Here is a 14,007-nt window from a genome sequence, read left to right as displayed (position 1 = left end):
ACCGAGGTCAGACGGCGGGCTTCCACCCGAGCGCCGGCCCCAGCTTCGTCGCCATGTCCGTGAGGATCTGCACATAGTCCTCGTGCTCGAAGGTGAAAGGCAGCGCGAACGCCACCTCGTCGATCTCCCTGAACGCGGCGTGCGCGTGCAGGAGTTCGGCGATTTCCTCCGAGGTGCCGACGATGTCCGGCGCGAACATCAGCCGGGCCGGACCCTGCGGTGATGTCGTACGAGGAGTGCGCTTGCGGGCGAACTCCTCGTACTTCGCGCGCTGTTCGGGCGAGGCGGAGTCGGTCGGGATGACCACCAGGCCCTGGGAGACGCGAGCGGCCTCGCCGTCGGGGTGGTGGGCGCGGAACGTGCGGATGTGGGAGAGCTGGATCTCGGCGAAGTCCCTTGACTCGTCCGGCCCTTCGGCCTTCACGACACTGCTCGTCAGGAGGTTCATCCCGTGCTCGCCGGCCCACTTCGCCGAGCCCGCACTGCCGCCGCCGTACCAGAGGCGCTGTCCCAGACCGGGGGAGTGCGGCTGGACCCGGTCGGAGAACACCTCGAAACCCTCGACCCCGCTGAAGTCGGTGGCCGGCTCGCCGCGCACGAAGTCCAGCAGTCGGCGCACCCGCTCGTAGCCGAAGTCCTCGACGTCGGCCGTGTCGGGGTACAGCGCTTCCTTGAGCTGGTCGAAGTGCATCGGCGGGCCGACGCTGACGCCCGGGTTGATGCGGCCCCCGGACAGGATGTCGACGGTCGCCAGGTCCTCCGCCAGCCGCAGCGGGTTCTCCCAGCCGAGCGGGATCACCGCCGTGCCGAGTTCGATACGGCTGGTGCGCTGCGAGGCGGCAGCCATCACCGCGACGGGGGAGGAGATGCCGTACTGGAGATGGCGGTGGCGCAGCCAGGCGCTGTCGAAGCCGAGGCGCTCGCCCAGTTCGATGATCTCCAGCGTCGACTCGTGGCCCCGGCGCGGATCGGCCTCGTCGAAGAGGCCGATGGTGAGGAAGCCCAGCTTCCGCAACGGGCGTGGGGTGGGCGGCACGGGCTCCTCCGGCGGTCGTACGTCAGTTCTGTTCTGTCCCGATTGTGACAGGCGAACGTTGCGGGCGTGTGATCAGTGCAGCGGGATGGTGATCTCGTCCTCGACGGGTGGGTCGATCTCCTGGGCGTGGTTGCCGGTGGCCGCGAAACAGCGCAGCCGGATCGCCTCGGGGGTGACGTCCAGCCGCAGGAAGCACTTGAAGAACGGCGGGCTGTACGTCACCGAGCTGGGCGAGAAGAGCTGGGTGTAGATCTTGCGCACCGGGAGGCGGAAGCGCGAGCGGCGGTCGGGGCGGCTCCCGGCGCCCAGCAGGCTCGCGACCAGGCGGATGCGGCGGGTGATCCGGACGGGCGGGCCCGGGGTGCGGGTCGGCGGGATGCCGAGGCGCTCGCAGATCACGGCCGACGCCTCGGCCTCGGTGAGGGTGAAGAAGCGGCGCAGGTGCAGTCGGCGCCCGTACAGCCGGCTGTAGAAGGCGAGGGAGTCGCCGCGCAGCGGATAGCAGCGGAAGTCCTGCTCGGTCACGGCCGCGATGTCGACGCGCGGCACGGTGTGCGTCGCGTGCATGAACGCGCCGCCGCCGCCCGAGACCACGTACTGGAGCGTGCGGCCGTCCGCCAACCGCACTGGATAACGTTGGTAGTTGTGGATGTCGCCGCCTATCGCGGCCACGAAGTGGTGGGCCGGATCGCTGACGATGTCGTCGACCGTGCCACCGCCCTCGATCGCGCACGGGTGGTGCTCGCCGTCCACGTACAGGGGTGAACCGGTGATCAGGATCTTCGGCGTGGTTCCCTTCGCCACCTCGCGCAGCCAGGCGCCCTGTTCGGCGTCGATCGTGCCCAACAGGCCCGTGTCGATACCGATGATGCGCACCGGTCCCGCGTCGATCGCCCAGTACGGGCCCGGCTGCACGGCCTGGTGGACCGGCGAGGAGCGCAACTCCCTTGCCTTGTGCAGGTGTTCACCGTCGGACGGGCGGGGGCGGTGCCACAGCAGCGAGCGCAACCAGGCGCGCGTCAGCGGGCGCGGTGCCTTCGGTGCGGGCAGCGCGGGCGCGTCGTCGCAGAAGACGCGCATGAAGCCGCCGAGGTCCTCGTACCAGTCGTGGTTGCCGGGTATCGCGTAGATGGGCGCCGGATAGGCCTGGTACGGGCGGAAGAACTTCGTCTCGTAGTCGTCCGCGGTGCCGACGGGATAGATGACGTCGCTGGCGACGACCGCGAAGGCCGTTTCCTGACTGGCTTTCAGAAAGCCCGGCACGACGGCGTATTGGGGATCGTCGCCCTCGCCGGTGTCACCGATGACCATGAAGGAGAAGGTGTCCCGGTCGTCGCGCCGGATCACCTTGTCGGCGGGTGCGCCGGCCTCCGCGCGCTGCGCCACCCAACGGCTGCGGGTATCACCGGTCGGGTCCCCGAACCAGGACGCCAACACACCGTTGCGCGCGGCCCACAGAGTCTTCGGGCTGAGCCACGAGACCTTCTCGACATGGGACGGCATGAGCTGCTGATACGCGCCGCGCTCCGCCGCGCCCCAACCGGCGCCTTCGGGAGTATCGCGTGAAGATTCAGACACCGGTGCACCGTAACAACGAGCCAACGCGGGGTGAGAGGCAGGGGCCTGACAACATCAACTCGACGTTGCTCAACCGAAAGGCCCCCGCATGCCCGGCGAAGCCGACTTCATCGATCTGATCCCCGACCCCGAACTCCGGTCGGACCGGCTGCTGTTGGGCATCCGTCACTTCGACGAACCCTTCCTCCTCTCCGTCTCCCTCTCCCAGGGCCTGGGCTCCAGCGAGCTCTGGCTGGACCGGGGGAAGGCGGGCCGGACCTGGCTCGCGGAGTTCCGCCGGGTCGGCGACCGGGTCCTGTTCGTCGTCCGCAACAAGCACTTCCTGACCTCCGGCGACGCGGCCGCCGTACGGGCCGGAAACGAGTCGTTCGCGCTGTCCGTGCTGTGGAGCGGGCCCGTGCTGCGCGAGGAGAACGGCGCCGCGGTCGTGGACGCCACCGGGCTCGTCCTCGCAGACCACGACGGGATCGCCGAGCACCTGTACGCGCGCGAGCAGGGCGACTACACGGTCGACGCGTCCACCAGCGTCCCGCTCGTCGCCGACAGCCGCTCCGGGCCCACCGCCGTCCGGCTGCCCGCGCTGCTCACCTTCCGTGGCCCCGGCCGCGGTTCGGCGGTCCGGGCCGTCGCCGCCGACCCGCGCGCCCTCACCGTCGTCCAGCAGCTGAACCTGCTGCGCCTGCCCGCCTCCCCGCTGCCCGTCCGGCGCTACCACCCCGCCTCGGGCGGCTACGCCATCGGATACGCCGACCACGGCCTCGTCGGCCGGGCGAGCACCCAGGTCAAACTCCAGCCCCGGTTCCGCGCGGAACCCGGCGGCGCCCCGATCGTCTTCCGGATCGACCCGGCCGTCCCCGAACCCTTCCGCTCGGCGATCGTCGAGGGCGGCAACTGGTGGCGGCAGGCCTTCGCCGGGATCGGACTCCCCGACGCCTACCGGGTCGAACCCGGCGACGACGGCTTCGACCCGTACGACCCCGACGTCAACGGCGTGGTCTGGGTGCACCGGGCGGGCCGCGGCTGGTCCCTCGGCCAGGGCCTGACCGACCCGCGCACCGGCGAGATCCTGCACGCCCGGGTACGCCTCGGCTCGCAGCGCGTCGAGCAGGTCCGCGCGCTCGGCGAGGCCCTGCTCGCACCGTACGGCCGCCCGGACGAGGCCGAACGGCTCGCCGCCGTCGAGGAGTTGGTGCTCGCCCGGCTGCGCCAGCTCGCCGCCCACGAGATCGGCCACGCGCTCGGCTTCATGCACAACTTCGCCAGTACGGGACACCCCGAGCCGTCCGTCATGGACTACCCGCACGCGCGCATCCAGGTCACGGAGGAGGACAGCCTCGACCTGTCCGCCGCGTACGGCACGGGACTCGGGCCGTGGGACCACTTCCTGGTCGCGCACGCCTACGGACGGTTCGATGCCTCCGACGAGGAGAGCGCACTCGCCCAACTCCGCCGCCAGGCCGCCGAGTCGGGCCTGACCTACCTCTCCGACGAGGACGCCCAGGGCCCGAACGCCGCCCACGCCGACGCCGTGACCTGGGTCAGCGGGCCGGACGCCCTCCAGGCGCTGGAGACGATGCTGCGGGTCCGCCGAATCGCGCTGGACGGATTCTCCCGAGCGGTGCTGCCGCCCGACCGGCAGACCGGCGAACTGGAGGAACGCGCCGTCCTGCTGCACCTCCTGCACCGGCACGAGGTGACGGCCGTGGCCCGGCTGGTCGGCGGGGTGCGCTACGCCTACGGCCTCGCGGGCGAGGACGGCCGAGGCGCGCAGGCCGTCGACCCGGCCACCCAGCACACGGCGCTGACCCGACTCGCCGAACTCCTCCGGGCCGAGCAACTCGCCCTGCCCGGAGCGGTGTTGGACACCCTGACCCCGCCCGCGATCCGCTACGACCGGACGGAGCAGTACCTCGACACGGCTGCCGGGCGGATCTTCGACCCCTTCGAGGCCGTACGGGTCGCGACCGCGCTCGTCACGGAGCACCTGTTGGACCCGGCCCGGCTCAACCGCGTGGCCTGGCAGCATGCCGCCGACTCCGCGGCGCCCGGTGTCACCGACCTCGTCGACGCACTCCTCGCCACCACCTGGCGCCGTACCGACCCGGTACCCGCCGAACTCCCCGGCGGGGCCGCCGTGCAGCACGCGGCGGACTGGACCCTCCTGAACCAGCTGCTGACCCTGCTCGACGAGACGGCACTCCACTTACCGGTACGCATGTCACTGCGCGGTGCGGTGCGGCGGCTCGGGACGGAGCTGCGGTGCCAGGGCGACGAACAGGCGCGTGAGGCCGGGGAGTTGATCCGGGCGTTCCTTGCCGACGCCGGGTCGGTGCGGGTCGACCCACTGCCGAGGGTGCCGCCGGGCGCGCCCAACTGAGCGCGCCGTAAAGCGACTTGGTGACAGAAGATGGGTGACCCGGTGCGTGGTGTGTGCTGTCGGTCACCACTCCCCGGGGCGCTGCGGTGCCCCGTACGGGTCCGGGCGGCCGCGTGCGGGGTTGGCCGGCGTGTTGTGGGCGCTGCGGGCAGTCGCCGGAGGTGGCACCACGGGGCTGCCGTACGGGGCCTGTCGAGTGGGATTCCTGTGGGTGTTCCGGCTCCGGCGGCTGCCCGGTGGGGCGGCCGGGCTCTCGTAACGGTCCGGTCGGCCGGCCGCCGGGCGGTCTGCTGTGTCGAAGAGCGAGTCGGGGCGTGGGGCGGGCTGTCTGGCGCTCGCGTCCGGGCCGACCCGGTGGCGGACGAAGGAGCGGTCCCATTCGCCCTCGCCCATCACCAGCAGCGGGTCGAACATCACGACGACCCCGGCCAGCAGCAGGAAGATGGCCGGCCCCAACAGCATGGGAAGCAGAATGGAGTTGGCCGAGTCGCCCGTCCACTCTCCGCCGGTGCCGTGCAGATGGACACTCACGGCCGCCATGCCCGTGTAGTGCATCCCGGACACGGCCACGCCCATCACCAGGCTGGCACCCAGGCTCGCCAGGAAGCCCCGGATGGAGACGGCCGCCCACAGGGCCGCCGTGGCGGCGACGATCGCGATCACCACGGAGAGCGCGACCGTGCTGGTCCGGTACTCGATGTCGCCGTTCAACTTCAGGGCCGCCATGCCCAGATAGTGCATGGCGGCGACTCCTAATCCGGTGATGACGCCGGCCGCGGAGAGCGTGCCGGCGGTGGCGCCCCGGTAGCCCACGGCGAAGACGCCGATGCCGACCACGACGATCGCCACGGCCAGACTCAGCACCGTCAGGCCGACGTCGTAGCCGATCCGGGTCTCCTCGACCTGGAAGCCGATCATCGCGATGAAGTGCATCGTCCAGATGCCGCTGCCGATCGACGTCGCGCCGAGCGCGAGCCAACCCGCCTTCCACGACTGTCTGTTGTGCAGGGACCGCACCACGCAGCGCAGTCCCAGAGCCCCTCCCAGGCAGGCCATCAGATAGGCCGCCACCGGGGTCACCGCGCCATAGCGGAACCCGTCGATCGTGCCTTGCATGAGCCAACTCCCCCCAGAGTTGTGGCTTCTTGTGGGGGGAGTATGTACGGATCGGGACCCGGGCGCGCAAGCCTTTCACATAACTCTGGGCTTTCCGGGGTGTGCTTCGGTCGCATCGCGGTCGATACGGGGACAGAAGCGGTCAGGGCTGTTGGGGCTTCTCGCGGTCGATGAAGTCATTGGCCTTGTCCTGGGCCATGTCGACCTGCTTGGCGTGCTTGCCGCCCGTGCGCTTGTCGACCATGTCTCCCGCCCGTTCCACGCCTTGCTTGGCCTGGTCGGGGTGCTGGCCCAGCATTCCCTTGACCTTGTCCATGAACGACATGGCTGTCCTCCTTCGGACGTGCGTTGGCCCTCTCAGCATCCCCCTGCTTCCCCTGTGCCGCATTTCGGTGGAACGGGCCGCGGGCTCAGGTACGTACGAGAGGCTCGACCTCGTCGGTGTCGCGGGCCTCCCGGGTGCGGGACACGGCGAGCAGGAGTGCCTGGAGGACCGCTCCGGACAGGCCCACCCACAGGGCGAACCGGTAGCCGACGTGGTCGGCGAGGAGTCCGCCCAGCGGGGCACCGATCGCGACCATTCCCCAGTTGAACGAGCGGATCGTGGCGTTCATCCGGCCCCGCAGCCGCTCGGGCGTGACCGCCTGGCGGTAGCTCATCTCGACCGGGCTTTCGAGCGAGATGGCGCCGGAGACCACGAAGAAGGCCAGCGACACCGAGACCAGGGCCCACGGTCCGCGCTGGGCGAGGACCAGCGGCAGCCAGCCGACGGCGGCGACGAGACGGCCCGCGATCAGGACGGCGGCGACGTCGAACCTCCGCGCCGCGCGTGCCGAGAACGCACCGCCGAGCACTCCACCGAGGCCCGCGCAGGCGTACGTCACACCCAGGCCGAAGTCCCCGATCCTCAGCTCACGCAGGGCGAAGACCACGAAGACCGTGCTGACGACGGTGTTGAACAGGAGCATCAGGTGCGAGGTCAGCGCGATGGACGCCAAGGTCCGATGGCGGTAGACCCAGGCCACGCCCTCGCGCAGTTCGGTCACGAGACTGCGCCGCGCGCCTCGGTCGGGAACGGGGTCGTGGGCCCGCACCGAGGCGAGCAGCAGGCCGGACGCCAGATAGCTCACGGCGTCCACGAGTACGGCCAGCGGCGCGCCTACCAGCTTGATCAGCACTCCGGCGATCAGTGGCCCGGTCGACCCCGCCGCCGCGTCGGCCTGTCCCAGCCGGGCATAGCCCGCGTTGAGGAGTTCCTTGGGGACCAGCTGCGGGACGTAGGAGTGGTTGGCGGCCTCGAAGAACAGACAGAGCAGCCCGAAGGCGAAGACACACACGCACAGTGCGGCGATGCCGAGCCGGTCCAGCGCGTACAGCAGTGGGATCGCGCCGAGGAGAACGGCCCGGCCGAGATCCATGGCGACCATGACCGGCTTGCGCCGGGAACGGTCCACCAGCACCCCGGCCACGAGCCCGAAGAGCAGATACGGCGCCCAGCGGGCCGCGCTGACCAGACCCACCTCCGTGGCGGACGCGCTCAGCGTGACGGCGGTGAGGATCTGCAGCGCCAGTCCGGTGATCTGTGAGCCGAACGACGAGATCGCGGAGGCGGTCCAGAAGCGTACGTACCCAGGAACATCCACCAGGCGCAGCATGATCGGATCGTATCAAGTGACCGTTCCGCCACGGCAGTTGTGCCACCGGTCACGGCAGCACCGACGACGCCACCGCCCTCCCCGCCAGCAACGCGGCGACCGGATCGGCGGCCTCGTCCAGCTCGATGAGCACCGTGTCGGCGCCGGGTGTACGGGACATGGCGTCGGCCCAGCCCTTCCAGTCGACGATGCCCGAGCCCAACTCGGCCATATAGGGCTGCTGTTGGGCGAAGACCGTCTCGTCGATGGTGAGTTCCACGTCGATCGGCCTGACGGCGTCCTTCCAGTGCGCCAGCGCGACGCGCCGCGCGTGACGGCGTGCCACGGCCACCGGGTCGCCGCCGCCGAGCGCGATGTGGCAGGAGTCGGGGCACAGCCAGACGTAGCGCGGATCGGTGAAGGACATGAACAGGTCGATGTCGCGCTCGTACCAGAGCGTGCTGTTGGACTCCGTATGGAAGGCGAGCCGCACGCCCTGCCGCGAGACGGCCTCGCCCACCGCGTGGGCGATGTCGGCCATGCGGGTCATGTACGGGGCGTCGACGAAGAGGGGCGGCCGGGCCCCGAACGTCGTGCGCATCGGGAGGCCCGCGACGAGGAGTTCGGCCCCCACGTCTACGAGGAAGGCCGCGCGCCGCTCGGCGTCGGCGACGATCGCGGACAGGTTGCCGGCGTCCCGCCAGTCGGGGCTGTCCTCCCCGGCGACGAACGCGCTCACGACGGCCAGCCCACGGGACACCAGCTCGCGGCGGAAGCCCTGCGCGCTGCCGAACGCCCGCAGCGCCGACTCGATGTCCCCGGGCGCGAAGGTGAGTTCGATGCCCGTGACGCCGGCCTCGTCCAGTGCGTCCATCACCCGCGCCCAGAACAGCTCGGGGTGCGCCAGCGCCCACGCGCGTACGGCGTCCGCGGAGGGGAGATCCCAGAAGTCCGGGTGGTAGAAGGTGACGACGTCGGTCGCGAAGCGCGGGGTCATGCCGTACCTCCGCGCGCGTTGTAGACGACGATGCCGTCCGCCTCGTCCACGGCCTTGCGGTAGTCGCGGAACACGGCCAGCGCCTCGTCGCGGAGCACGTCTCCTACGACCTCGATGCCACGTGCCTCGAACTGCTCGGCCCAGTCCGCGCCGAGCGGGCCCTCGTCGAACGTGGTGATCTCCTCCAGCTCCGGGCCCTCGCCCGCGACCACCAGAGTGCGCACTCCGGACCACAGGGTGGCGCCGTAACACTGCACGCAGGGGCGCCAGTTGACGACCAGCTCGTGGGACGGGAGGCCGGTGGCGCCCAAGTCCCAGCCGCCGGTGGCCATTTGGGCCAGGCCGAGTGCCACGACCTCCGCGTGTGCGCTGGAGACTCCGGAGGCGAGAACGACGTTCACGCCCACCGAGACGATCCGGCCGGTGTCGCGCTCGGCGACGAGGGCCGCGAACGGACCGCCGTTGCCCTCCCGCCAGTTGCGGTCCGCGAGCCGGTGCACGAGGCGCATCCGGTCCTCGCGGCCGGGGACGACGGCGGGCACGTCGGCCAGCTCGTCGTCGATCCACGCCGGCAGCGCCACGCGGTATTCCTTCACGATGTTGATCACGTCCGGGCTTCCTTCACGGTTGGGCTTCCTTTCAGTGCGCGGCGAGCGGCGCGGTGCGGGTGGTGACGGCCCGGGCGGCCCGTACGGCCGTCACCGCGCCGGTCAGTGTCACGTTGGCGGCCATCGGGGTGGGGATCACGCCGGTGCCGGCGACGTACAGGTTGTCGAAGCCCCACACCCGGCCGTCCGGGTCGCACACGCTGGTTCCGTCGTCGGCGGTGCCCGAGCGGACGGTGCCGGTCAGGTGCAGGGACGAGCCGGGCGGGAGCAGGGCGAGTTCGCTGGCGGGGTCGAAGGGGCCGAACTCCTCGGCCAGCGCACGGACTTCGGCGAGTCCCCGGTCGATCAGCGCGCGGTCGGTGTCGGAGTAGGCGAACTCGACGCCGATGCGCGGCAGTCCGGCGAGGTCGGTCTCCGACTCCGAGAAGACGAGCCGGTGTTCGGGGCGTGACTCGACGGGGACGAGCAGCGCCAGTCCCACGGCGTGGGCGAGGGGACGCCCGTCCTCGTCGACGTACGTCCGGTTCATGATCTGGCCGTGGAACGGCTGGTCCGGCCCGTTCTGCGGCAGCCACAGCGAGTCCGTGCTGAACTCGCCGGTGCGGGGGAGGGGCAGGTCGTCCAGGGCGATGCCGAACCGGTCGAGATCCAGCAGGACTTGGGCGGTGATGAACGCGTGCTCGTTGAGATACCGGCCCAGCGCCTCGGGCCGGATGCCCGAGGCGAAGAGCAGTTGCGGGGTGCGCAGCGCGTCGGCGCACACGATCACGGTGTCCGCGTGGAGTGCGGACTCCTTGCCGTCGGAGACTCGGCGCAGCCGGGCGCCGGTGGCCCGGCCGTCCGAGACGAGCAACCGGGTCGCAAGGGTCCCCGTCAGCAGCGTGAACGTCGGGTCGCCGCCCGCCGCGATCGCCGGGAAGATCGTCCCCGGTGCCGTGCGGGGCATGGGGCCCGAACCCGTCGGTGTGACGGCCATGGGCATCGGCTGCGGGCGCCGGTCGGCGGGCGCGGTACCGTCGTAGCGGCGGCGCAGGACGTCGAGGACGGTCCGGCCGACCTCGGTCGGGCCGATGGGGGAGGGGGAGACGGCGAGCAGGCGGCGCGCGGTGTCCAGGTCGGCCGCCCAGCGGGCCGGGTCGCCGAAGTCGAAGACCTCGGGACCGGCCGGCCACGGTGTCGCGGCGGTCCAGTGGACGCCCATGCCGCCCGCGTTCCACGCGAACGCGGTCGAGGGCATCGCCTCGGCGTCCTCGCCGAAGGCCAGCGCGTGGAACATGCCGGGCGCCAGACCGGCGAGGCTGTCCGCGACCTCGCGCACCACCTCGGCGCCGGTGTACATGCCCTGGATGCCGGATTCGACCCGCTCGTTGTACCGCGACCAGAGGGCCGGGTCGGTGACGTCGTGCAGATGCAGCCCAGGCGCCTCGCCGATCGCGCTGCCGCCGTCGACCATCGTGATGCCCAGCCCCGGATCGCTCTCCCGCAGCAGCCGGGCCACCACGGAACCCATGATGCCGCTGCCCACGATGAGGACGTCGGTGTGCGGGGTGTCGGTCACAGGGAAACTCCAAAGACGGTTGCTGTGGGGGGAGTCAGGAGCTGGGGGCCAGCGGGCCGAACAGCTCCGTGTCCATACGGTCGAGCGCCAGCTTCACGGCGCCGATCAGCGCGGCGTCACGGCCCAGGCCGGTGGCGCGCAGCTCGATCGCGGGGGTACGGGCGACGCGCATCGCCTCGCGCACCCGGGGGAGCAGCACATCGGCCGCGTCCTCCAGACCGCCGCCGAGCACGATGAGCGAGGGCGCGACCGTCCACGACAGGGTGGTGAGGATGGAGGTGATGTTCTCCACGAACTCGTCGACCTCGGCGAGCGCTTCGGCGTCCCCCGCCCGGGCCTGGTCGAAGCGTTCCCGAGCCACCTTCCGTTGGGCCGCCTCCGGTGAACTCAGCAAGGCCACCGGGCGGTCGGCGATCGCGTCGGTCGGGATCGAGTGGGCCTCGACGATCTCGCCCGCGGCGCCGTCCAGACCCCGGTGCACGGCGCCTCGGATCAGGATGCCGAGGCCGGTCCGGTTGCCCAGGTGCGCCCATACGACGTTGTCGTGGTCGGCGGCCACACCGCGCCAACTCTCCGCCAGCGCACCGAGGTTGGAGTCGTTGTCCGCGAACCAGGGCATGTGGATGCGCTGTTCGAGCTCCTTGGGCAGATGCACACCCTCCCAGCGCGTGGTGTGCACCAGGCGTTGTACGACACCCTCGTCGTCGATGGCGCCACCGGCCGCCACCGCGCCCGCACGCAGCCGGTCCGGCGAACCGCCCGCGTCGTCGAGCGCCTCGCGGACCAGGTCCGCCGCGTCGTCGAGGGTGACCTGCGGGTCCTGGTAGGCGCGCAGCGGGCGGTGCGCCCGGCCGACGATACGGCCGCGTACGTCGGCGATCACGGCGGAGGCGTCAGCGGTGTTGATGTACACGGCCGCCAACAGGGCGTGTTCCGCGCGCAGTTCGTACCGGCGGGCCGGTCGCCCGGCACTGCCGCTGATCGGTATCCGCTCCAACTCGGCGACCCAGCCCGCCTCGACGAGCGAGTCCAGGATCAGCTCGATGGTGCGGCGGGACAGGCCGGCCCCCTCGGCGAGCGCGGTCAGCGTCGTGGGCCCCGCGGACACCGCGAGCGCGCGCAGGACGACCGAGGTGTTGACGCGCCGCACGGCGCTCTGGTTCATCCCCGACATCAACACCCCTCCGCCTCCTCGGACTTGCCCCGTACGACGGGATCGAACACCCCGGTGGCGGGAGCGTGGACGGTTACCGTCATGGGCGTCACCGCATCCCCGATCCGGCGATGCCCTGCACGAAGTACCGCTGCAGGAACAGGAAAAGCACCAGGACCGGCAGCATCACGACGAGCGCGCCGGCGAGGACCAGGCCGTAGTCGGTGACGTGCTGGGCGGCCTGGCTGGTGGCGGCGAGGCCGACCGGGAGGGTGTAACTCGACGTGCTCTGGGCGACGATGAGCGGCCAGATGAAGTTGTTCCACGAGTTGAGGAACGACATGATCGTGATCGTCGCGACCGCCGGACCGGCCAGCGGCAGGAAGATCCGGAAGAAGATCCGGAACTCGCCCGCGCCGTCGATGCGCGCCGCCTCCAGCAACTCGTCGGGGACCGACTGCGCGTACTGCCGCATGATGAAGACCGAGAGCGGGAGTGCCACGCCGGGCAGCGCGATCCCGGTGAGGGTGTCGGCGAGGCCCATGTCGACGGTGATGACGAACTGCGTGACGAACACCGTCGTGAACGGCACCATCATCGCCGCCATCACCGCGCCGAACGCGAGCCGCCTGCCCGCGAACTCCAGCTTGGCGAGGGCGTACCCGGCCGCCGAGGCCGCCACGATGTTGCCGATCACCACCATGAGGGCGACCAGGACGCTGTTGGTGAGAAAGCGCCCGAAGCCCTCGGTCCGGAACAGCCGCACGAAGTTGTCGAGCGTGACGTGCTGCGGTACCCACGCCCCCGGGTCGGCGCGGATCTCGTCGAGTCCGCGCAGCGAGCCGCTGACCACCCAGTAGAAGGGCAGCAGCGTGAGCAGCGCGCACAGCGCCAACGCGCCGTACAGCAGGGGGCGCCCAACTGACCGGTGGCGTACGGCGATCCGGTCCTCGGCGGCGGCGGCGGCGGCGGTGGTGGTGGCGGCGGTCAGGTCGGCGTCGGTGTCGGCGTCGTTCAACGACGCGGCTACGGCGGTCATGTGCGGGGCCTCAGCAGTCGGAACTGGACGACACTCACCAGCAGCACGAGCAGCAGCATCACGAAGGACGCGGCCGAGGACATGCCCAGTTGGCCGGACCCGAACTGGTGGTAGGTGTACAGCGATACGGACTCGGTCGACCCCAACGGGCCGCCGTCGGTGAGGAGATAGGGCTCGTCGAAGACCTGGAGGTAGAACACGGTCAGCAGCACCGACACCATGAGGGTGGTGGGTAGGAGGAGCGGCAGGGTGATGTGTCTCAACTGCCGCCATCTGCCAGCCCCGTCGAGCGCTGCGGCCTCGTACACGTCCTCCGGCACAGCCTGGAGCCCGGCCAGGAACAGGACCATCGCGGTGCCGAAGTTGCGCCAGACGCCGAGCAGGATCACCACCGGCATCGCGAGGTGCGGATCGTCCAGCCAGTTCGGCCCGGCGAGACCGACGTAGCCCAGCGCCTTGTTGACGGTGCCGCCCGCGGTGAAGGCGTACTGCCAGATCAGGGCGACCGCGACGACGTTCGTGACCACCGGCGCGAAGAAGACCGTACGGAACACCCCGCGCATCCGCCGGATCCCGGAGTTCAGCGCCAAGGCCAGCGCGAAGCCGATCGCCATGGTCAGCGGGACACCGACGGCCACGAAGACGGCAGTGTTGAGGATGTCCCGCAGGAAGGTCGGATCCTGGAACAGACGCAGGTAGTTGTCCAGGCCGGTGAAGTCGACCGCGAGGGGATGGCGCAGGTCCGAGCCGCGCAGATCGGTCAGGCTGAAGCCGAGCGCGGCCACCGTGGGGATCGCGGTGTAGAGCAGGAACACGACGGCGAACGGCGCGAGGAACAGCCAAGCCACCGCCGTACGACGGGAGTTGCGTGCCCGGCGCCGCGTTCCCGGGACGAGCGTGCTGGTCATCGG

At 71.0% G+C, this 14,007-nt stretch carries 12 protein-coding genes; 1 reads left to right on the top strand and 11 read right to left on the bottom strand.

The genetic code is table 11. The features are described 5' to 3' along the window. Positions 1-7: 7 nt before the first annotated feature. On the bottom strand, positions 8-1,036 hold the full coding sequence (locus tag SPR02S_RS10775) for an LLM class flavin-dependent oxidoreductase (RefSeq protein WP_026150411.1): 1,029 nt from the start codon (positions 1,034-1,036) through the stop codon (positions 8-10). 72 nt (positions 1,037-1,108) lie between these two features. Then, positions 1,109-2,614: a metallophosphoesterase family protein gene (locus SPR02S_RS10770; protein ID WP_026150410.1), complete on the bottom strand. Its 1,506-nt coding sequence runs from the start codon at positions 2,612-2,614 to the stop codon at positions 1,109-1,111. Positions 2,615-2,702: 88 nt separating this feature from the next. Between SPR02S_RS10770 and SPR02S_RS10765 the strand changes: the two genes are divergently transcribed. Further along, positions 2,703-4,991: a zinc-dependent metalloprotease gene (locus SPR02S_RS10765; RefSeq protein ID WP_019056965.1), complete on the top strand. Its 2,289-nt coding sequence runs from the start codon at positions 2,703-2,705 to the stop codon at positions 4,989-4,991. A 63-nt stretch (positions 4,992-5,054) separates the two neighbouring features. Here SPR02S_RS10765 and SPR02S_RS55515 read toward each other — a convergent pair whose 3' ends face one another. From SPR02S_RS55515 to SPR02S_RS10720, 9 genes are all read right to left on the bottom strand, one after another. Further along, entirely contained in the window at positions 5,055-6,107 is a 1,053-nt protein-coding gene (locus tag SPR02S_RS55515) for an MHYT domain-containing protein (RefSeq protein WP_019056964.1), read from the bottom strand. A gap of 142 nt (positions 6,108-6,249) precedes the next feature. Beyond that, on the bottom strand, positions 6,250-6,432 hold the full coding sequence (locus SPR02S_RS10755; protein WP_019056963.1) for an antitoxin: 183 nt from the start codon (positions 6,430-6,432) through the stop codon (positions 6,250-6,252). 85 nt (positions 6,433-6,517) lie between these two features. Beyond that, positions 6,518-7,762 carry an MFS transporter gene (locus SPR02S_RS10750; RefSeq protein WP_019056962.1) on the bottom strand — a complete coding sequence of 415 codons (1,245 nt, stop codon included), beginning with the start codon at positions 7,760-7,762 and terminating at the stop codon, positions 6,518-6,520. A gap of 49 nt (positions 7,763-7,811) precedes the next feature. Continuing rightward, entirely contained in the window at positions 7,812-8,738 is a 927-nt protein-coding gene (locus SPR02S_RS10745) for a sugar phosphate isomerase/epimerase family protein (protein WP_019056961.1), read from the bottom strand. Then, complete coding sequence (locus SPR02S_RS10740; protein ID WP_019056960.1) at positions 8,735-9,346, bottom strand: nucleoside deaminase; 612 nt, start codon at positions 9,344-9,346, stop codon at positions 8,735-8,737. The genes SPR02S_RS10745 and SPR02S_RS10740 overlap by 4 nt, the downstream gene beginning before the upstream one ends. 31 nt (positions 9,347-9,377) lie before the next feature. Then, positions 9,378-10,904: a GMC oxidoreductase gene (locus SPR02S_RS10735; protein WP_019056959.1), complete on the bottom strand. Its 1,527-nt coding sequence runs from the start codon at positions 10,902-10,904 to the stop codon at positions 9,378-9,380. A gap of 34 nt (positions 10,905-10,938) precedes the next feature. Then, on the bottom strand, positions 10,939-12,069 hold the full coding sequence (locus SPR02S_RS10730; RefSeq protein ID WP_019056958.1) for an ROK family transcriptional regulator: 1,131 nt from the start codon (positions 12,067-12,069) through the stop codon (positions 10,939-10,941). A gap of 97 nt (positions 12,070-12,166) precedes the next feature. Further along, positions 12,167-13,096: a carbohydrate ABC transporter permease gene (locus SPR02S_RS10725; RefSeq protein ID WP_019056957.1), complete on the bottom strand. Its 930-nt coding sequence runs from the start codon at positions 13,094-13,096 to the stop codon at positions 12,167-12,169. After that, on the bottom strand, positions 13,093-14,004 hold the full coding sequence (locus tag SPR02S_RS10720) for a carbohydrate ABC transporter permease (protein ID WP_019056956.1): 912 nt from the start codon (positions 14,002-14,004) through the stop codon (positions 13,093-13,095). Before SPR02S_RS10720 ends, SPR02S_RS10725 begins: the two co-directional genes overlap by 4 nt. Positions 14,005-14,007: the final 3 nt, after the last annotated feature.

This window comes from Streptomyces prunicolor NBRC 13075 (assembly GCF_000367365.1).
GTDB lineage: Bacteria > Actinomycetota > Actinomycetes > Streptomycetales > Streptomycetaceae > Streptomyces > Streptomyces prunicolor.
The sequence above is the reverse complement of the archived record's forward strand: the minus strand, read 5'-3'. Positions and strand labels throughout refer to the sequence as shown.

Coding starts and splice junctions, on each gene's coding strand:
- SPR02S_RS10765 (WP_019056965.1), top strand. CDS start 2,703: ATGCCCGGCGAAGCCGACTTCATCGATCTGATCCCCGACCCCGAACTC.
- SPR02S_RS55515 (WP_019056964.1), bottom strand. CDS start 6,107: ATGCAAGGCACGATCGACGGGTTCCGCTATGGCGCGGTGACCCCGGTG.
- SPR02S_RS10755 (WP_019056963.1), bottom strand. CDS start 6,432: ATGTCGTTCATGGACAAGGTCAAGGGAATGCTGGGCCAGCACCCCGAC.
- SPR02S_RS10750 (WP_019056962.1), bottom strand. CDS start 7,762: ATGCTGCGCCTGGTGGATGTTCCTGGGTACGTACGCTTCTGGACCGCC.
- SPR02S_RS10745 (WP_019056961.1), bottom strand. CDS start 8,738: ATGACCCCGCGCTTCGCGACCGACGTCGTCACCTTCTACCACCCGGAC.
- SPR02S_RS10730 (WP_019056958.1), bottom strand. CDS start 12,069: ATGAACCAGAGCGCCGTGCGGCGCGTCAACACCTCGGTCGTCCTGCGC.
- SPR02S_RS10725 (WP_019056957.1), bottom strand. CDS start 13,096: ATGACCGCCGTAGCCGCGTCGTTGAACGACGCCGACACCGACGCCGAC.
- SPR02S_RS10720 (WP_019056956.1), bottom strand. CDS start 14,004: ATGACCAGCACGCTCGTCCCGGGAACGCGGCGCCGGGCACGCAACTCC.